Below are 19,014 nucleotides of genomic sequence, written 5' to 3'. Positions count from 1 at the left end.
GGTCGTATGCGGTATATTTTATATACATTACCGCCAACTTAGGTTTTCGTTTTCCGGATCAGTTTGTATATCCTGATAGCGCTCATGAGCAATACAATGAACACCACCAATCCAATCAATCCCCATACAAGGCTCATGCCCTGCTTCACCACTACCAGCATCACAATAGCAATTAAAAAAATGGTGGCTACTTCATTCCAGATGCGCAATTGCTGGGAACTATACCTGAATATTCCCCGCATTTCCTGTTTGAAGATGCAATGCAGTGAATAATGATATACATAGAGCAACAGTACAAAAAGCAATTTCAGCAATAACCACCTGCCGGCAGGCTCAAACAGCAGCTTGTCCCACCCGCCATTGAACAGCACGCTCAATCCCAATAACAGGGTAAGTATGGCGGAGGGCCAGGTAATGCCATACCACAACCGTTTCATCATAACAAAAAACTGTTTGTGCAGGATATCACGCACCAGTTCTGGTTGTTCTGCTGCTTCCGTTGCATAAATGAACAGGCGTGGCATGTAGAAAAGGCCGGCAAACCAGGTTACGACGAAGATGATGTGAAGAGCTTTCAGGTATACGTACATAGCATTTATTTTATCGTCATCCCGAGCGAGCGAAGCGAGTCGAGGGAGCTGCTTGAAGGTTCGGGCAGGTCCCTCGGCTGCGCTCGGGATGACGTAACAAAAATCAAACACCAGTGATTTCTCTTACTGCCTGCACCCACAAAGGATGGGTATTTAAACAAGGAATCATCTTGTACGACTCTCCCCCGGCGTTCATGAAACTTTCTCTTCCCCGCTCTTCAATCTCTTCCAGCGTTTCCAGGCAATCACTCACAAAAGCCGGACAAAGGATCAGCAGTTTTTTGATGCCTTCTTTCGGCATTTCGGCCAAACGTATGTCTGTAAAAGGTTCCAGCCATCCTTTGCCCAGTCGCGACTGGAAAGAAATACTGTATTTGTCTTGCGGTATACCCAGCTCCCCCGTTACCAGTTTCGTGGTCTCAAATACCTGGTGACGATAACAGGTAGCATGTGCAGGAGAAGGCGTTTCACAACAGTGGGCCGATTGCAGGCAATGGCAGCCCGTTGTATCACTTTTCCTGATATGCCTGCCCGGAACACCGTGGTAGCTGAACAGGATATGATCATATTCCTGTGCCAGCCAGGGCCTGATATTTTCGGCCAATGCATGAATATAATGCGGCTCATTATAAAAAGGCTGTATAATGCTTAGCTTAAAAGGATAGGATTTTTCTGCCAGTTGCTCTTTTGCATATTCTACAGCCGTTTCAAAACTGCTCATGGCATAATGAGGATACAGCGGCAGCAGTATCACTTCTTCCAGTTGCGGGTGGGCCTTTAGCAAACGTTCGTAAGCCTGTGCCGGTGAAGGGTTGCCGTAACGCATGGCTGTTTCAATAGGTACACTGGTCTGTTGCTGCAATGCTTCCTGCAATTGCCGGGTGAGTACGATCAGGGGTGACCCTTCTTTGGTCCAGATGGTACGATACGCTTCAGCAGATTGGGGCGCTCTTTTAGGAACGATGAGCCATTTCACCAATATGGTACGCAGGATATAAGGAATGTCTATGACCCTTGCATCCATCAGGAATTCATTCAGGTATCTTCTTACGTCTCTTACTTCCGTTGAGTCCGGCGATCCCAGGTTCATCAACAATAAAGCTTTTTTAACAGGTTCGGGCATAATATAATTGTGTGTGTGCAAATGTAATCAGGAAGCGGCAAAAGAACAGCATTCATAGCGCTTCTTGTATTGTGACAGAGAAATGACAATGAATTGACGGAAATCATACCCTTTTAGAAACTGTTGACGATACCTTTGCGTAGTTATTATCAGTAAGAAGGGAAAGCATGGCTATTGATCAATTTTTTGTGGCAGGTATCAACTATAAAAAAACAGATGCGCATATCCGCGGTCAGTTTGCTGTAGGGCCCGATCAATACGCAACGCTCCTGCAAAAAGCTTCCCTGTATGGATTACAGGAAGTATTTGTGCTCAGTACCTGTAACCGTACTGAAATTTATGGCTTGGCCGACAATGCTGCTTTATTAATTGAATTATTGTGCAGTGTAACCACAGGTTCAGCCGCTGTTTTTACCGAAGGATGTTATATCAGGCAAGGCCATGACGCCATCAACCACATTTTTGCAGTTGGCGCCGGTCTCGATTCCCAGATACTGGGCGATTATGAGATCGTTGGACAAATGAAACAGGCCGTTAAGTTCGCCAAAGAAAGAAACTGCATCGGCGCTTTCATGGAAAGGTTATTCAACACCGTATTGCAGGCTTCTAAAACCATCAAGAATGAAACGGCGCTCAGCGGAGGTACTATTTCTGTTTCTTTTGCCGCCATTCAATTCCTTAAATCACGCCTTATTGATCATAGCAGCCAACAGATACTATTGTTGGGCACCGGCAAGATCGGTCGCAATACCTGCAAGAACCTGATCGATTACCTGGGTATCAAAGACATTGTGTTGATCAACCGCACACCAGAAAAAGCAGTGGAGCTGGCAAATGAAATGGGACTGAAAGCTGCTCCTTACGAATCATTGGAACAACAGGTACAGGATGCGTCGGTCATCATTGTGGCTACCAATGCCAGTAGTCCGGTCATCACCCGTCAACAATTGATCAACAGTACACCCAAGATATTGATCGACTTGTCTATCCCCAATAATATTGAACCTGCGGCCGGCACTTTAGCACATATTACCCTGGCCAACGTGGATGACCTGTCAAAGATCAACGATGAAACATTGCTGAAAAGAAAAGCAGAAGTGCCCAAAGCGCTGACCATCATTGAAACACATAAAGCCGAATTCGAAGAATGGCTCAGTCTGCGCAGCCATGTTCCGGTATTGAAAGCGGTCAAGCAGAAACTGCAAGACATGTACAGTTGTGAAATATTCCGCTCGGCGCACCAGCAATTATCTTCAACACCTATCAACAAAGCTGCCATACAGAAAGTGGTGAACAATGTGGCCTTGAAAATGCGCCACCAGCACCAACCCGGCTGCCACTATATAGAGGCGATCAATGATTTCATGACCAGCAGCACTATAAGATGAACAAGCTATTAAGAATTGGCACGCGCGACAGTCAATTGGCTGTCTGGCAGGCTACATTGGTACAGGAACAACTGAAACAACATGGTATATCCAGTGAGCTGGTGTTGGTGAAAAGTGATGGCGACCTCGACCTGGTAACACCGTTGTATGAAATAGGTGTGCAGGGCATTTTTACCAAGACCCTCGACGCAGCTCTTTTGAATAAACGCATAGACATCGCGGTGCATTCTATGAAAGATGTACCAACACAACCGGCAAAAGGCATCATACAAGCTGCCGTGCTAAAGAGGGCTTCGTATAAAGATATTTTAGTTCCTTCGTCATCCCGAGCGCAGCCGAGTGAGTCGAATGACCTCACCATTGCCACCAGCAGCACCCGCAGGAAAGCACAATGGCTCAACCATTATCCGCATCATCGTATAGAAAGTTTGCGCGGTAATGTGAACACCCGGTTGCGCAAGCTGGCAGAAAGCAATTGGCATGGCGCCATTTTTGCCGCCGCCGGGCTGGAGCGCATCGGCCTGCGGCCCGATAATGCCATAGAACTGGATTGGATGCTGCCCGCTCCGTCGCAAGGAGCCATCATGGTAGTATGCAGGGAGCATGAACATACAGTAGCCGATGCCTGTGCTTTAATGAACGATGCAACTACTGCACTATGCACACAAATCGAAAAAGATTTTCTCCGCAGTTTGTTCGGCGGATGTACCACACCTATCAGTGCCCTGGCTGAATTATCCAATGATACTGTTTTATTCCGTGGCAATATCCTTTCACCCGACGGTAAACAAAAGTTAGAAACAGCTATCCAGGTTCCCGTGCAAAAAAGCACGGGCATTGGTATAACTGCCGCCACCCAACTGCTGGAGCAGGGAGCCGGCGAAATAGTAGCTGCCATTCGCAATGCAACCCATTCGTAAAACCATATTATCTACCCGGCCAGTGAGCGCTGCATTGGTTCGCGCAGCTCAATCAAAAAATATTGAGCTGGAAGCCATTTCGTTCATTGAAACGGAAGCCATTGAGGATGTGGAAGTGCAACAGGAGATAGAACAGGCTGCACTGCAAAGGGCTGCAATCGTCTTCACCAGTATGAATGCGGTGAAAGCGGTTACCGATATGCTGGATCAGCAGGTGCCCGAATGGCGTATCTACTGCATTGGTCATAAAACACAGGAACTGGTATCGGATTATTTCGGCGCACAGTCAATTACTGCAACAGCCGATCATGCGATGGCATTGGCCGATGCCATTATAGAAGACAGTCCCGAAGAAGTGTTTTTCTTTTGCGGCAATAACCGCCGCGATGAACTTCCACATCAATTGCAGGAACACAACATAGTGGTCAATGAAATAACGGTATACCAAACAAGGTTGCTGCCACACAAAGTGGACAAAGCCTATGATGCAGTGGTATTTTTCAGTCCGAGTGCAGTTGACAGTTTTTTCAAGCTAAACAAATTGCCCGAACATACGGTAGTATATGCAATAGGCAATACAACAAAAGCGGCTGTGAAAAAATATTGCAGCAATCCTGTGAAGGTGGGAGACTCCCCCGATAAAGAAGCGTTGATAAGAAAAGCAATAATGTCATCCTGAGCGAGCGAAGGATGACGATGAAAAAAGATGTAAAATGAAGAACGATCTATTATTAAAAACACTCCGCGGAGAGCCCACTGAAAGAACACCTGTATGGATGATGCGCCAGGCAGGAAGATACCTCCCCGAATACATGGTATTGCGTGAAAAGTATGGATTCTTTGAACGTTGTCAAACACCGGAACTGGCCTGCGAGATTACCTTGCAACCGGTTGACATCATTGGTGTAGATGCCGCCATCCTGTTTTCAGACATACTGGTAGTACCACAGGCCATGGGACTTGAAGTGCAGTTGGTGGAAAGCAAAGGCCCCTGGCTGCCCGATCCAATTAAAACAAAGAACGACCTGAACCGCATCCGCGTACCTGAAATAACAGAAACCCTCGGTTATGTATTGGATGCCATCAAACTCATCAAGCAGGAACTGAATGGCCGCGTGCCCCTGATCGGTTTTGCCGGCGCTCCCTGGACCATCTTATGTTATATGGTGCAGGGCAAAGGCTCCAAAACATTTGATGAAGCAAAGGCCTTTTGTTATACACAACCGGAACTGGCCCATCAATTATTGCAGATGATCACCGATACCACCATCGCTTACCTGCAAGGACAAATTCGCGCCGGTGCCGATGCAGTGCAGCTATTCGACAGCTGGGGTGGATTACTGGGTCCTGATGATTTTGAAAACCTCTCACTGCAATACATCAGGCAGATCGTTGCTGCCGTGAAGGACAAAGCCCCTGTGATCATTTTTGCCAAAGGCGCCTGGCATAGCCTGGATGAGATGGCGGCTACAGGAGCGCATGGACTGGGTATCGATTGGTGTATCAAACCCACTGTGGCCAGGCAACTGGCGGGCAAGCAGGTTACACTGCAGGGAAATTTCGATCCGGCCAAACTCTTATCACCCATTCCGGTTATCCGCAAGGAAGTAACAGCGATGCTCGCTGCATTCGGACCGGGAAACCATATTGCCAACCTGGGTCATGGCATCCTGCCGAATGTACCGGTAGACCATGCCAGGGCTTTTGTTGATACTGTGAAAGCATACCGTCATGCCTGAACAGCACCATCATATTTTGTTTCGTGACCGCTGGATAGATTATATACACAGCTTGCAGGACCGTATATGCAAAGGCCTGGAAGATGTTGATGGAAATGCCGTTTTCAAAGAAGACCAATGGAAGCGCGAAGAAGGCGGAGGTGGCAAGACCCGCGTCATCAGCGATGGAGCTGTGTTTGAAAAAGGTGGTGTCAATACTTCTGTGGTGAGTGGTAAAGTAAATGCTCCCATGCGCAGCCAGCTACAGCTCGATGGCGACCAATGGTTTGCCTGTGGACTGTCGCTCGTGATCCATCCGCTGAATCCTTATGTGCCTACCGTTCATGCCAACTGGCGCTATTTTGAATTGTACGATGCATCGGGAAACATTATCGACCGGTGGTTTGGCGGCGGCACCGACCTCACGCCTTATTATTTGTTTGAAGAAGATGCCCGTCATTTTCACCAGACGCTGAAGAACAGTATCGATCCGTTTGGCCAGGATCTTTACACGAAATACAAAGCGCAGTGCGACAACTATTTTGTGAACCTGCATCGCAATAAAGAGACCAGGGGCATTGGTGGTATATTCTACGATCACCTTCGCCCTAAAGATGAAAACGAACTGGAGAAGTTGTTCGCTTTTCAACAAGCCAACGGAAATGCATTCCTGGAGGCTTATCTGCCCATCGTTGCAAAACGAAAAGAGCATGCATACGGCGCGAGAGAAACAGAATGGCAAGAGATCCGCAGGGGTCGCTATGTAGAATTCAATCTCATCCACGACCGTGGTACTATTTTCGGACTCAAAACCAACGGCAGAACGGAAAGTATTTTGATGAGCTTACCGCCAAGAGCGAGATGGGTGTACGATCATCAACCCAAGAAAGGAAGCAAGGAAGAAGAGTTATTGAAAATTTGCTTACAACCAAGAGCGTGGGTTTAATGATACAAATAATACGTCATCCTGAGCGAGCGCAGCGAGTCGAAGGACCTGCTGAAGACTTAATGAGGTCCTTCGACTCGCTGCGCTCGCTCAGGATGACGGAGATAAAATGACTAATTAAATCATATATATGTATTTACAAAGACGCAATCGCATACTAAGAAAATCTGCTGCTGTTCGTTCTTTAGTATCAGAAACTATTTTAACGCCGAGCGATTTTATTGCTCCGTTATTCATAGATGAAGGAGAGAATATCGCAACAGAGATTGCATCCATGCCGGGCTATCATCGCAGGTCATTGGACCTTACGGTGAAAGAAGTGAAAGAGCTTTGGTCATTAGGTATTAAATGCGTGTTGCTGTTCATCAAATGCAAAGACGAATGGAAAGACAATACAGGTAAAGAAGCCTGGAATAAAAACGGTCTCATGCAACGCAGCATCAAAGCTATCAAAGATGCCGTTCCTGAAATGGTTGTGATGACCGATGTGGCGCTGGATCCTTATTCTTCTTATGGCCACGATGGTATTGTAAAAGATGGTGAGATCGTAAACGATGAAACGGTAGAAGCGTTGGTAAGGATGAGCCTGAGCCATGCCGTAGCAGGCGCCGATTTTGTAGCGCCGAGCGATATGATGGACGGACGCATTGGCGCCATCAGAACAGCATTTGAAGAAAATCATTTTACCGGAACAGGCATCATGAGTTATAGCGCCAAATATGCTTCCTGTTTTTACGGTCCCTTCCGCGATGCGCTGGACAGTGCGCCTGGTTTCGGTGATAAGAAAACTTACCAGATGGATTATGCTAACCGCACCGAAGCCATCAAAGAAACATTGATGGATATTGAAGAAGGCGCCGACATTGTGATGGTAAAACCCGCAATGGCTTACCTCGATATCATCCGTGAAATAAAAAATGCTGTTGAAGTGCCTGTGAGCGCCTATCATGTGAGCGGCGAATATGCGATGATCAAAGCCGCAGCTAAAGCCGGGTGGCTCGATGAAAACAAAGCCATCATCGAAAGCCTGACTTCGATCAAAAGAGCCGGTGCCGATTTGATCGCCACGTATTTTGCAAAAGACGCAGTAAAGCTATTGACCCAATAATTTAGCACGTCATCCCGAGCAAGCGAAGCGAGTCGAGGGAGCTGCTGAACACTCGGACAGATCCCTCAGCTGCGCTCGGGATGACGCTCGAGGAGACTCGGGATGACGTGCCATTGTTAACTTTTACAATTAGAAAACAACTCCATGTACGAAAAAAGCAAACTCCTCTTCGAACGCGCGCAACAAAGTATTCCCGGCGGCGTAAACTCGCCTGTGCGGGCTTTTAAAAGTGTAGGTGGTACGCCTTTATTTATTGAAAAAGCAAAAAGCGCTTATTTGTATGATGCTGATGGCAACAGATATATAGACTATATCGCTTCATGGGGGCCGATGATCCTCGGCCATGCTTATGAACCCGTAGTCAAAGCCATCCAGGAGAAAGCATTATTGTCCACTTCGTACGGAGCGCCTACCCTGCTCGAAGTTGAGATGGCCGAGTTGATCAGGTCCATGGCTCCCAATGTAGACCTGATACGCATGGTCAGCAGCGGTACCGAAGCCTGCATGAGCGCCCTTCGCCTGGCGAGGGGATATACCGGCAGGAATAAATTCATCAAGTTCGAAGGTTGCTATCATGGTCATGCGGATGCCTTCCTGGTTAAAGCGGGCAGTGGTGTAGCTACTTTCAATATCCAGACCGTTCCGGGGGTAACAGGCGGCGTATCCAACGATACGCTTACCTGTGCATACAACGACCTGGAAGCAGTAAAACAATTGGTAACAACACATAAAAATGAAATAGCAGCGATCATCGTAGAACCCGTTGCCGGCAATATGGGTTGTATTTTACCACAGCCCGGATTCCTGGAAGGACTCCGCACCATATGCGATGAGGAAAACATGGTATTGATCTTTGATGAAGTGATGACCGGTTTCAGGCTGGCTTCCGGGGGCGCCCAGGAAAAATTAAGCATAGCCGCCGATCTCGTTACTTACGGCAAAGTGATAGGAGGTGGTATGCCGGTAGGTGCATTCGGAGGTAAAAAAGCCATCATGGAAAAAATAGCTCCCCTGGGTAATGTATACCAGGCGGGCACTTTGAGTGGTAATCCCATTGCCATGATCGCCGGTTACACCCTGTTACAGGAATTAAAACAGAACCCCGCTATCTACCAGGAGCTGGATGAAAAGACCAGCTACCTGCACACGGGCCTCAACAAGGTACTCAAAGCTGCTGGTATTCCCTATGTGATCAACAGCCTGGGTTCCATGATCAGTGTGCATTTCAGCGATCATCCCGTGACTGATTTTGCCAGCGCCGCGGCTGCCCGTAATGAATTGTTCAAGCTGTTTTTCCATGCCATGCTCAAAAGAGGTATTTACCTGCCTCCTTCTGCTTTTGAAAGCTGGTTCCTGAACAATGCACTCACCAGAGCCGATATCGACCAGACCATCGAAGCTGCAGCTGAGAGCCTGAAAGAAATAGCATGATTTTTGCTATACATAGCCGATTTTGCGGTTAAGCTGGCCGATTTTCATTAAATTATTGAGTAACAATTATAAAAAACGACTAATTTAATGTAACCGGGCTGCGTAATTCGTTAAATTTCACTCTTGAAATCAGCACCAGTATCCAACAATCCAAGAACCATGAAAAAAACTACCCTCTTTTTTTCTTTTTTTCTCATTGCAATTTTCTTCAGCGCCTGTTCCAAGGAGCTAAGTCTCGAAACCACGGGACTCGGCGGTAGCGCCAAGGGAACCCTCACCGATTCAGCCGGCAACTGTAAAAATATCATAGTCAAAGGAGGCTATGTGGTAGGGCAGTCTGTAGGCGACAGCAACTACGCATTGGTTAATGTAAATTTCACCGCCCAGGGCAAATATAAGATCACCAGTGATACCGTAAACGGTCTATGGTTCATCGATTCCGGCTTCGCAACACAAACAGGCGCCGTACTGGTTAAAGTAAGGGCAAAAGGTAAACCCATCCTGCCACAAAAAAGCGGTTTTGTATTAACCTTCAATGGTAGTGTTTGTACATTCTCGCTTTCATCTGCCAATCCTGGCGCCAACAATGATTATTTTCCCAATACTTTCGGGTCCAGCTGGACGTACCAGTTTGTACCACCACTTCAAACACCGCCCAACTGGTTCACCACTACTGTACTTACCAATACCTATCCCATCGATACGCTTACTTATTTTGAGTTCCAGCAGGTGGATAGTATGAACAACAAAGCAAGTTATTATTTCGCTAAAGATGGCAAGGGCAATTATTATGCGTACAGTACCATCGAGTTCGACTATACCACGGTATTGGATTCGATCGTTCCAGTGGCCAAGAGTTATATCAGTTACCCGTTCATGAAAGAAAGCGCAAATGTGGGCGATACCTGGACTGTGTCACAGCCAGGCACTTCCTGGTATAAAGGGCAATCCGGTACTTCCCAGGCATTGTTTACGGTGATACAGAAAGGCACACCTTATGTTGCCGGCGGAACCACTTATTCCGATGTAATTGCAATGAAGCGTGAAATACAGTTCCAGGCCTCAGGCAGCACAACAGGCTTTACCAAGATTGCAGAAGGAACCGCTTATTATGCAAGGGGAACAGGATTGGTTGATCAGGTGTTCCCGAGAAGCGGAGGAACCACGCAGGCCATTACTTTAAAAACAGCAACGATTAAATAAAACAAAACGCCGTCATCCTGAGCGAGGTCGTCATCCTGAGCGAGCGAAGCGAGTCGAAGGACCTGCTGAAAGTTCGGGCAGATCCCTCGGCAGCCCCTTCGACTCGCTTCGCTCGCTCAGGGTGACGATTCAATCAAAGGCTGCCCTGCTCAAGGGTAGCCTTTTTCATAAGCTGTTCTTTCTTGAAGAACCGGTTTTGAAAGATAAGGATCAGGATCACGCCAAGAGAGATAGAAGCGTCGGCAATATTGAATACCGGGCGGAAAAATTCAAACTCTTCCCCACCCCAGAAAGGCACCCATGATGGGAAATGCGCATTTCTGATTATAGGGAAATACAGCATGTCCACTACTTTACCGTGGAACAAACCGGCATATCCGCCTCCCGGAGGAAACAGCCGGGCAATGTTTTGTGAGAACTGGTTGCTGTTATCGAAAATCAATCCATAAAACAAACTGTCGATCAGGTTTCCCAAGGCGCCTGCATAGATCAGTGCTGCGCAGACAATAAATCCACGATGGTATTTTTTTCGAATAAAGTCTTTCAATAAGAAAGTACCCCAAACTACGGCCACCAGCCTAAACAAGGTCAGGGCAATTTTTCCAAAGCCGCCGCCGAATTTCCAACCCCAGGCCATCCCCTCGTTTTCTACAAAATGCAGGTTGAACCAACTGCCTAATACGGCATGTTCTTCGCCTGCATAATAATTCAGTTTAATGTAAAATTTTAATGCCTGGTCTAACAGTATCACCCCCAGGATGATAAAAAACACATGTTTTGCTTTCACTTATTTTATTTTAAAAACCAATCAAAGATAGGATTCATTACTCTTCTACATACACCCTTTTCACCCGTTGGCTGATACCCGTCATCACTTCGTAAGGAATGGTCCCCGCCCAGGCAGCCAACTCCTGTATACCAATGTGATGCCCGAAGATTTCCACCACATCACCCTCCCGTACACTGCTTATATCGGTCACATCCACCATGGTCATATCCATGCAAATATTGCCGATGACGGGTGCTCTTTGCCCGCTTATGTATACCTGCGCCTTTCCATTGCCCATTTTCCGGCTGTACCCGTCCGCATAGCCGATCCGGATGGTAGCGATGATGCTATCGCGCTGCACCACGCCCTTCCTGTTGTAGCCCACACTTTCTCCTTTGCCAATCTTTCGCAGTTGTGCGATGGTCGTGCGCAGGCTAGCCACCGGCTGCAGTGATAAGGTCTGGTCGTTCGCGCTGTCCACCCCATATAAACCAATACCCAACCGCACCATATTGAACTGGTAACGGGGGTGGCGTAAAATTGCAGCCGTATTGGAAATATGTTTGATGAAATCATAGCCCAATTGCTGTTGCATCACCAGGCAAGCCTGCTCCAGCAGTGCCACTTGCTCATGGGTAAATGCATCCAGGTCCGGGTCTTCGCTTCCGGCGAGGTGACTGAATACCGACTTCACCACCATGGTCCTATGTTCATGCAACAGCACACAAATGGCTTTCGCTTCACCGGTCTCAAACCCCAGCCGGTTCATCCCCGTATTGAATTTGATGTGTACAGGAAACTGGCCAATGCCCTGGCTGTTGAGGTAATGATGAAAAGCATGATAGATATAAAAAGAATAGATCTCAGGCTCCAGGTCGTAAGTGACCAACGAATCAAAACTGGCTTCATCGGCATTCATCACCATAATGGGTAAACTGATGCCGGCCTTTCTCAACTCAACACCTTCATCTGCATAAGCTACTGCCAGGTAATCTACTTTATGAAACTGTAACACCCTAGCCACTTCTGCACTGCCGCTACCATAGCTGAACGCTTTTACCATGGCCATTACTTTGGTGGCCGGTTGTAAATGCTTTTGGTATTCTTTCAGGTTATGGATCATGGCCGTAAGGCTGATCTCCATCACAGTCTGGTGCACCTGCTGTTCCAGTAAATGACTGATGCGTTCAAAAGCAAACACACGCGCACCTTTCAGCAGTATGTATTCATCCCTGAACTGGTTGGTATTGGCCTGTTGCAAAAAAGATTCTGTAGAATCGAAAAACTGCGCTGCATGCTGCGTTCCGCGTTCCGCGTTCTGCATTACCCGCTCAAACAAATGCCTGTAACGGGATATGGCTTGTCCAACGCCTATAACACGGTCAATATCGTGTAACACCAATTGTTCAGCCAACTCATGATACAATATCTCTTCCGGTTGTCCCGATTGCAGGATGTCGGATATGATCAACGTGGTGCGATGCCCGCCTGCCTGTTGTTTCAGGTATTCAAGGGCCAGGTAGAGCGATGAAGTGTCGTTGCTATAGCTATCGTTCAGCAGGTAACAATTGTTCACTCCTTTCTTCAACTGCATGCGCATTTCTACAGGTTCCAGTTGCAGCATCTGTTGCTGTATCTCTGCTTCATCATATCCCAGCATCAGCAGCACACACCAACAGGTGATGGCATTGTCGATTGAAATACGGTCGGTGAAAGGTATTGTTATACGGATATCTCTTTGCTGGTATTGCGCAGTGATAAAGGTTTGTCCGGATTGTTTTTCTTCGGTTGTGACGCGCAGCGTAGCATTTTCGATACGGCTCCAACTGAAGAAATTACAATCGGGTTGAAAAAATGCGCGGTCTTTCCCATCGGGATACAGAGCCGGTGCCAGGGCTTCGCGGCAAAATATCAATTGTGTAACGTGTGAAAAAAGTTGTGCTTTCTCCCTTGCTTTCTGCCGGTCATTTTCAAAACCTTCCCTGTGCGCTTCGCCGATATTCGTGAAGATGCCAATGGTGGGTCTGATCACAGGTTCCAGTTTGTCCATTTCATGCGCAGCAGAAATGCCTGCTTCAAAAATACCCAGCGTATGTTCCGGCTGCATTTGCCATACACTGAGCGGAACACCGATCTGGGAATTATAGCTGCGCGGACTCCGAACGATGTGCTGGTTGGCATGCATCAACTGGTACAGCCATTCTTTGACGATCGTTTTACCATTGCTGCCGGTGATGCCGATCACCGGAATATTGAATTGATTGCGATGATATGCCGCCAGTTGCTGAAGGGCTAATAATACATCGGGCACTTTTAAAAAAGTTGCCTGTTCAAAGGAGTGGGCATCAAACTCTTTTTTTACTACAAAACAACGGATGCCTCTTTCATACGCTTCAGCTATGAACTGGTGTCCATCACGCCGCGGCCCTGTAATAGCAAAGAACAGGGAAGTTCCGGGAAACACCACTTTCCTGCTGTCGATCAGCAGGTGTTCAATCACCGCATGGCTGGTAACAGGCCCTTCGGCATGTATGATATCGGCTATATGTTGAACCTGGTAAGTGATCATTTTTTCCGGTAAATAGAATATACGATCGATCCGCTGATGCAAGCTACTATCACACCCAGTGAAATGAATACCTGTGCTGTTTTATCGATCCATTCACTGATAAAATGTTCTCCCAGCATTTTTGCACCGATGAATACCAGCACAATGGCAATACCCTGTTGCAAGTACTCGAACTGTGATACGGCGCCACGCAAAACGAAAAAGAGCGAGCGCAATCCCAATACGGCAAAGGTGTTGGACGTATAGATGATCAGTTTATCCCTTGAAATACCCATCACCGCCGGAATGGAATCCAGTGCAAATACGAGGTCGATGCTGGCCAGCAGCACAATCACCACAAATAAAGTAGTATACGCCGGCTTGCCGTTCACCCGGATGATGTATTTGCCGTTTCCATCTGTAGGAGCCAGCGGGAGGTATTTTTTCAGGAAGCGATATATTTTAGTATCATGCGGTTCAAATTGTTCTTCTTCATTGCTGGTAAACATTTTATAACCCGTGTACAACAGGAATGCGCCGAAAATATAGAGTACCCAACTGAACCGTTCCACCAGTGCTACTCCGATCGTGATAAAAATAATGCGGAACAGGATGGCCATGAGTATGCCTGCCAATAATACCCGCGGATAATATTTCTCCTTTACTTTGAAAGCGGTGAAGATGAGAATGAAAACAAAAATATTGTCGATACTCAGGCTCCATTCCATCAGGTAGGCGCTGAGGTATTCAAAAGATAATTTGGAGCCCTCTTCTACCCACAGGAAAGCAAAGAAAGCCATGGCCAACACCACCCAGAAAAGGGTTTGGAGCAGTGCTTGTCTGATGGTGATCACTGCGTTTTTCTTACTTAACAAGCCCAGGTCCAACGCAATAGCCAGTACAAGTACAATGCCGAAGATGAGGTAAACAAGCTGGTCGGTGGTCATGCAAATATGCTTAGGATGTAAAGATAGTACCGTATTTCTTTTTCCGTCTCCATTGATATAGAAGACCCACCAGTACTACCAGCGCAATGGGCAATACAATGTTCAGGAACTGCCAGGTGTTTCGTTGTTCTTCTACTTTGCGTTTGTCGAGCAACCGCAGCACCAGGTCTTTGTTCCTGCTCTCAAAAAGCTGGTTGTGGCTTACCAGGTAATCGATGCAGTTGAGGAAGAATTCCCGGTTGGCAAAGCGGTAATTTTCCAGGGGCAATTCACCCATTGGCAGGGGCCCCATGGTATTACTCACCATATTGGTAACGATATCTGCATCGGATACAACGATCTGCTTGCTTTCTTTCGCGGCACTGGAAAGAAAAGCCCTGCCGCTGGCGCGCTGCACCGAGTCTGACAAACCGATACCGGCTTTGTTTGCGAAAAAGGAATGGAACTTCCCTTCCAGCAACACTGCTACGGGCACATAGCTCTGGTTGAAGCTCATGAAATCCTCGTTATTCTTCACGCTATTGATACTTACAATGGCAGGTGAAGCCAGCCGCCGGCTGTTCGTATCTGATGCCAGTAAAATGGTTTTACTGATACCAACCGCTTTCACCGTGTCAATGCTCGACGGAAACAAAGGCAGTACCCTGTCGATATTCTTCGAAATCGGATTATCGCTGTGTGCCGATAAAAAAGGATAGTAAGGCCAGGGGATGCGTTGCATACGGGGAGAGCCGTCGGCATTCGTTCCTGTTACAAGGGGTATCTTGGAACAGTTCAGGTCCTGCAACAAATCTCCATTGATGCGAACGCCATATTTGAACAGGAGATCATCCAGGTTAAGCCCCCGGTCATAAGCGGTGTACTCGGCTCTGCTGCGCATGAGGCTGTCGAGCTCCGCATGAAGTTTATCTATGAACCAAATGACCTTGCCGCCATTCATTACATACTGATCGAGTTTCAGTTTGTCTTCATCAGAGAATGTTTCCGTAGGTTTCACGATCATCAGTGCATCTATCTGGGAAGCATCGGGAAAACCTTTTTTGAGGTCAAAGATGGCCAGCTTGTAATCGTTGCGCAAACTCTCACCGAGATCATTCACTTTCATGTCAATGGGTTCTCCGTTGCCTACTGCATAAACTACTGTAGGTACGTATTTGCGGGTGAGCTTGTCAATGGCATTAGCAAATTTATATTCAAGCAAGGCTTCCGCCGCATTGCGCGTAGCTTCCACATCTTCCTGCGGCTGGTCGGTGATCACATTGTATTGCTTGTATATCCTGCGGCTGCTGCGCAGGTCAATGGCGATGGGTTTGTGATGACCCAAAGTAACCAGTGCTGAAGGGATGATGAGCCTGTTGGTAGATTGTTCATTGCGTGCAGAAACAGATTCATTGTTCTCAAATACCACACCTAAGTGGGCCAGGCTATCGTACAGGGCCATCTTCACCGTATCATTTCGAATGCCTTCGCCCGGTTTTTCAAAACTGAAGCGAATCTGGTTGGCGGAGAGGCTGTTGAATTCTTCCAGTAGTTCTTTGGTAGCGAGGCTCAGTTTTTTATAGTCGGATGGCAGGTCACCTGTAAGGAATACCTGCACCTGCACTACTTCATTCATATCTTTTAACAAACGGGTAGTGGCGGGGTGAAAGGCTGTATCTTTTTTCAGCAGTGAGGTCTATCCGTTCATGAATGAAAGAAGAGAGATAAACAACCGCTACAAAAATAGCTGTCAGTGCTATCCACCAGTATTTATTTGCTGCTGATTGCTTCATCGTTGATGGTTAACGCCTCACGAGGTTTCTTTGGGTGATGAAAAGGAAAAAAACAATGATGCTGATGAAATACACCAGGTCACGCAGGTCTATCACGCCCCTGCTGATGCTCCGGTAATGAAAATTGATGCCCAGCATTTCAATGTAATAATCAGCGCCCGCATTGAATACAGGTAATTTGCTGATGGCGTCGAAACCATTGTACAACAGGAAACAAACAAAGGCACCTGCGATGAATGCCACTACCGTATTTTGCGTAAAGCTGCTGGCGCATATTCCTACCGCTGTAAATACGGCACCAAGAAAAATCAATCCGATATAACTACCGGTTGTTGCACCGATATCTATTCCTCCGGTGATGCTCAATTGCTGCACAGATAATGCATAGATGATGGTGGGCACCAACGCGCAGACCACAATCAGCAATGCACCAAAAAATTTGCCCCATACAATCTGTGAAGGTTTCAATGGAAGGGTGCTGAGGAGTTCAAATGTACCCTGCTTGTATTCATCGGCCAGGCTGCGCATGGTAACTGTAGGCACCAGAAATAGAAGCACCCAGGGCGCCAGACTGAAGAAACTGCCCAACGAAGCATAGCCAAAGTCCAGGATATTGCTATCGGGAAAAACAAAGAGCAACAACCCATTGATCAGGAGGAACACTGCCAGTGCAATATATCCCGTAAGACTGCTGAAAAACTGCTGCCATTCTTTTTTGCAGATCATCCACATAGCGTCAAAACTAATGCAAATGGCTGATTTATGATGAGTATATATCCCATAAAAAACCGCAGGGCCAAAAGGCCCCGCGGAAACTGCACAATGAGAATAAATACTACGAAAAGGTTTAACGAACAACCTGGTTCAGTTGCCCAGTACCAAAAGTCAGGTCTTGAATAACAGTTTGTCCTCCCATAACCGAAATGGTAGTAATGGAACCATTAGGACTATAGCTAAATGAATTAACAGAACTAAACTGTTTCAGCGCGGTATTATTCACTATAGTATTAATATTCCCTGAAGGAAATAAGTTTACAATACCCCATCCGGCAGGATCATAATAATTGGTAGCAGCTTGTCCGCCAGTCCGTTTAGTAATCAAAAAATAATTGGTTGTTGCAGAGAAAGACTGAGAAGTAGTATTTTGCTGCGTGTTTGGCCCAGCTGGCCCATTGGGTTGGATGGTAAAACTCTTGTTGGGGCCACTTGAAACAAAGAAATAAAGTGACGGAGTCCTATTCCAATAATTATCGCTATTCCCCAAAATATCTACAAACGTGGCTTGCAAACTGTCTGTATTGGAATTGCTGGTTCCTGCAAATTTAGCACCAATAAAAGCACTGAAATTGCCATTTGCATCTACGGATCTTGCATTGGAAACACTAAAATTGGGAGCAACAAAAATACCATTTGATGGGTTAGTAGGAGTTGGGCCTACCGCATTAAAGGAAAGTCCTTTAAAATAATAAGCCCTACCATTACTATCTAAGGGAGTAACCGCATGATAACGCGCAACAACAGGAGGAACAAAAGTTCCATTAACCCCTCTGGGCAATGAGCTAAGTCCCAATTGAGATCCCAAATAGAAAGTGGCCGGTACTTTTTGTACAGAAGGTATACTGTCTATTCCGGGTAAAAATCCATTGATCGCCAGGGTTGCCGTACTATCGAATTTGCTCATAGAATAGCTGAAAACCCCGCCGTTGGGCAAATCAGGTACACTGATGGCGTAATTACCATTGGCATCGGTTAATGATGACCAGTCGAATCGCTGTGTATTTCCATTGACATTAACCCATGAGTAGACATTGATCAGCTTACCAGATGCAAATTCAGGGGTTGGATTAATGAAATTTGTCTGGATAGATACCGTTCCCTTAATAGTATTACGGGCATTGGATTGGTTCCATATTTGGATAGTAGCTGTACCGATTACAGAACCCGATCCCAATATGCCGTAAGAGAGAGAGCCACTGGCATAACCTGTTTTTGTAACAATGGCTGAGGCGGGGTTGGGAACATTGATATTTCCGTTGGCGGGGAAAACGGCAATACCATTAGCATCAGTGCTCACCTGTAATACAGACCCTACCAGGGTTGGAATGGTTACGGTTGCACCTGCAACGGGCTGGTTGGTAACCACATCGGTAACTGTAACCGATATGTTGCGCTTGTTGGCATTGACCCTGCTTACACTGTCGGTATATCGGCTGTTCGCTTTAGTAAGACTGTCGAGGTACCTTTGATATAACCTGCTGAGGCTGTCGGCCAAACGCTGCTTCGCTGCATCCTGTTGTACGGCAAAATTATATTGCAACTGTGCCAACGCTGAAGCGCCTTGCTGTCTCAATTGTTCCAGTTGCGTTTCCAGCCCGTACTTATAGGCCAGCAGGTCTTTCTGCGACTGCAGAGCGTCTTTTTCGTTGAAAGTGTCTTTCTTACAGCCCACTGCAAAGAGCATACATGCAATGAGCATGAGGCCCGTGATGCGGGGCAACGAGTAAATGAAGTCTTTTTTCATAAAATGAGTTTGAATGAGTAAAGGGTTTGC

At 46.8% G+C, this 19,014-nt stretch carries 17 protein-coding genes; 8 read left to right on the top strand and 9 right to left on the bottom strand.

What is annotated here, in order from left to right; all coding sequences use genetic code 11:
- Positions 1 to 38 precede the first annotated feature (38 nt).
- Both SEDOR53_RS0107800 and hemH read right to left on the bottom strand, forming a co-directional pair.
- On the bottom strand, positions 39 to 590 hold the full coding sequence (locus SEDOR53_RS0107800) for a CopD family protein (RefSeq protein ID WP_026769222.1): 552 nt from the start codon (positions 588 to 590) through the stop codon (positions 39 to 41).
- A gap of 103 nt (positions 591 to 693) precedes the next feature.
- Positions 694 to 1,713, bottom strand: a complete 1,020-nt coding sequence (gene hemH, locus SEDOR53_RS0107795) for a ferrochelatase (RefSeq protein ID WP_026769221.1) — start codon at positions 1,711 to 1,713, stop codon at positions 694 to 696.
- Between the two features lie 167 nt (positions 1,714 to 1,880).
- On the opposite strand from hemH, the gene hemA reads away from it, so the two are divergent.
- The 8 genes from hemA to SEDOR53_RS0107755 all read left to right on the top strand — a co-directional run bounded on the left by hemA (position 1,881) and on the right by SEDOR53_RS0107755 (position 10,427).
- Entirely contained in the window at positions 1,881 to 3,101 is a 1,221-nt protein-coding gene (gene hemA / locus SEDOR53_RS0107790) for a glutamyl-tRNA reductase (RefSeq protein WP_026769220.1), read from the top strand.
- Positions 3,098 to 4,021, top strand: a complete 924-nt coding sequence (hemC, locus tag SEDOR53_RS0107785; protein WP_026769219.1) for a hydroxymethylbilane synthase — start codon at positions 3,098 to 3,100, stop codon at positions 4,019 to 4,021. The genes hemA and hemC overlap by 4 nt, the downstream gene beginning before the upstream one ends.
- A complete protein-coding gene (locus SEDOR53_RS17430; protein ID WP_051416547.1) occupies positions 4,005 to 4,700 on the top strand; it encodes a uroporphyrinogen-III synthase in 696 nt (231 codons plus the stop codon). The genes hemC and SEDOR53_RS17430 overlap by 17 nt, the downstream gene beginning before the upstream one ends.
- Before the next feature lie 34 nt (positions 4,701 to 4,734).
- Positions 4,735 to 5,760: a uroporphyrinogen decarboxylase gene (gene hemE / locus SEDOR53_RS0107775; RefSeq protein WP_026769218.1), complete on the top strand. Its 1,026-nt coding sequence runs from the start codon at positions 4,735 to 4,737 to the stop codon at positions 5,758 to 5,760.
- A complete protein-coding gene (hemF, locus tag SEDOR53_RS0107770) occupies positions 5,753 to 6,685 on the top strand; it encodes an oxygen-dependent coproporphyrinogen oxidase (RefSeq protein WP_026769217.1) in 933 nt (310 codons plus the stop codon). The genes hemE and hemF overlap by 8 nt, the downstream gene beginning before the upstream one ends.
- 130 nt (positions 6,686 to 6,815) lie before the next feature.
- Complete coding sequence (hemB, locus tag SEDOR53_RS0107765; protein WP_026769216.1) at positions 6,816 to 7,793, top strand: porphobilinogen synthase; 978 nt, start codon at positions 6,816 to 6,818, stop codon at positions 7,791 to 7,793.
- A 144-nt stretch (positions 7,794 to 7,937) separates the two neighbouring features.
- Positions 7,938 to 9,224: a glutamate-1-semialdehyde 2,1-aminomutase gene (gene hemL / locus SEDOR53_RS0107760; RefSeq protein WP_026769215.1), complete on the top strand. Its 1,287-nt coding sequence runs from the start codon at positions 7,938 to 7,940 to the stop codon at positions 9,222 to 9,224.
- Between the two features lie 159 nt (positions 9,225 to 9,383).
- A complete protein-coding gene (locus SEDOR53_RS0107755) occupies positions 9,384 to 10,427 on the top strand; it encodes a hypothetical protein (protein WP_026769214.1) in 1,044 nt (347 codons plus the stop codon).
- Positions 10,428 to 10,560: 133 nt separating this feature from the next.
- Here SEDOR53_RS0107755 and SEDOR53_RS17425 read toward each other — a convergent pair whose 3' ends face one another.
- The 7 genes from SEDOR53_RS17425 to SEDOR53_RS0107725 form a co-directional block, all read right to left on the bottom strand.
- A complete protein-coding gene (locus SEDOR53_RS17425; RefSeq protein WP_037360791.1) occupies positions 10,561 to 11,214 on the bottom strand; it encodes a lipoprotein signal peptidase in 654 nt (217 codons plus the stop codon).
- 37 nt (positions 11,215 to 11,251) lie between these two features.
- On the bottom strand, positions 11,252 to 13,765 hold the full coding sequence (locus SEDOR53_RS0107745) for a bifunctional UDP-N-acetylmuramoyl-tripeptide:D-alanyl-D-alanine ligase/alanine racemase (protein WP_026769213.1): 2,514 nt from the start codon (positions 13,763 to 13,765) through the stop codon (positions 11,252 to 11,254).
- Positions 13,762 to 14,691 (bottom strand): TerC/Alx family metal homeostasis membrane protein, encoded by a 930-nt coding sequence (locus SEDOR53_RS0107740; protein ID WP_026769212.1) that lies wholly within the window; start codon positions 14,689 to 14,691, stop codon positions 13,762 to 13,764. The genes SEDOR53_RS0107745 and SEDOR53_RS0107740 overlap by 4 nt, the downstream gene beginning before the upstream one ends.
- A gap of 10 nt (positions 14,692 to 14,701) precedes the next feature.
- Positions 14,702 to 16,306, bottom strand: a complete 1,605-nt coding sequence (gene gldG, locus SEDOR53_RS0107735) for a gliding motility-associated ABC transporter substrate-binding protein GldG (RefSeq protein ID WP_026769211.1) — start codon at positions 16,304 to 16,306, stop codon at positions 14,702 to 14,704.
- Positions 16,299 to 16,463, bottom strand: coding sequence for a hypothetical protein (locus SEDOR53_RS19050; protein ID WP_157576733.1), 165 nt, complete (start codon positions 16,461 to 16,463; stop codon positions 16,299 to 16,301). Before SEDOR53_RS19050 ends, gldG begins: the two co-directional genes overlap by 8 nt.
- 9 nt (positions 16,464 to 16,472) lie before the next feature.
- On the bottom strand, positions 16,473 to 17,195 hold the full coding sequence (gene gldF / locus SEDOR53_RS0107730) for a gliding motility-associated ABC transporter permease subunit GldF (protein ID WP_026769210.1): 723 nt from the start codon (positions 17,193 to 17,195) through the stop codon (positions 16,473 to 16,475).
- 115 nt (positions 17,196 to 17,310) lie between these two features.
- Complete coding sequence (locus tag SEDOR53_RS0107725) at positions 17,311 to 18,984, bottom strand: carboxypeptidase-like regulatory domain-containing protein (RefSeq protein ID WP_026769209.1); 1,674 nt, start codon at positions 18,982 to 18,984, stop codon at positions 17,311 to 17,313.
- Between the last annotated feature and the right edge of the window lie 30 nt (positions 18,985 to 19,014).

It is taken from the genome of Asinibacterium sp. OR53 (genome assembly GCF_000515315.1).
Lineage (GTDB): Bacteria > Bacteroidota > Bacteroidia > Chitinophagales > Chitinophagaceae > Sediminibacterium.
The sequence above is the reverse complement of the archived record's forward strand: the minus strand, read 5'-3'. Positions and strand labels throughout refer to the sequence as shown.

Coding starts and splice junctions, on each gene's coding strand:
- SEDOR53_RS0107755 (WP_026769214.1), top strand. CDS start 9,384: ATGAAAAAAACTACCCTCTTTTTTTCTTTTTTTCTCATTGCAATTTTC.
- hemC (WP_026769219.1), top strand. CDS start 3,098: ATGAACAAGCTATTAAGAATTGGCACGCGCGACAGTCAATTGGCTGTC.
- gldG (WP_026769211.1), bottom strand. CDS start 16,306: ATGAATGAAGTAGTGCAGGTGCAGGTATTCCTTACAGGTGACCTGCCA.
- hemA (WP_026769220.1), top strand. CDS start 1,881: ATGGCTATTGATCAATTTTTTGTGGCAGGTATCAACTATAAAAAAACA.
- SEDOR53_RS0107725 (WP_026769209.1), bottom strand. CDS start 18,984: ATGAAAAAAGACTTCATTTACTCGTTGCCCCGCATCACGGGCCTCATG.
- hemE (WP_026769218.1), top strand. CDS start 4,735: ATGAAGAACGATCTATTATTAAAAACACTCCGCGGAGAGCCCACTGAA.
- SEDOR53_RS0107800 (WP_026769222.1), bottom strand. CDS start 590: ATGTACGTATACCTGAAAGCTCTTCACATCATCTTCGTCGTAACCTGG.
- SEDOR53_RS0107745 (WP_026769213.1), bottom strand. CDS start 13,765: ATGATCACTTACCAGGTTCAACATATAGCCGATATCATACATGCCGAA.
- hemL (WP_026769215.1), top strand. CDS start 7,938: ATGTACGAAAAAAGCAAACTCCTCTTCGAACGCGCGCAACAAAGTATT.
- SEDOR53_RS17430 (WP_051416547.1), top strand. CDS start 4,005: ATGCAACCCATTCGTAAAACCATATTATCTACCCGGCCAGTGAGCGCT.
- hemF (WP_026769217.1), top strand. CDS start 5,753: ATGCCTGAACAGCACCATCATATTTTGTTTCGTGACCGCTGGATAGAT.
- gldF (WP_026769210.1), bottom strand. CDS start 17,195: ATGTGGATGATCTGCAAAAAAGAATGGCAGCAGTTTTTCAGCAGTCTT.
- hemB (WP_026769216.1), top strand. CDS start 6,816: ATGTATTTACAAAGACGCAATCGCATACTAAGAAAATCTGCTGCTGTT.
- hemH (WP_026769221.1), bottom strand. CDS start 1,713: ATGCCCGAACCTGTTAAAAAAGCTTTATTGTTGATGAACCTGGGATCG.
- SEDOR53_RS0107740 (WP_026769212.1), bottom strand. CDS start 14,691: ATGACCACCGACCAGCTTGTTTACCTCATCTTCGGCATTGTACTTGTA.
- SEDOR53_RS19050 (WP_157576733.1), bottom strand. CDS start 16,463: ATGAAGCAATCAGCAGCAAATAAATACTGGTGGATAGCACTGACAGCT.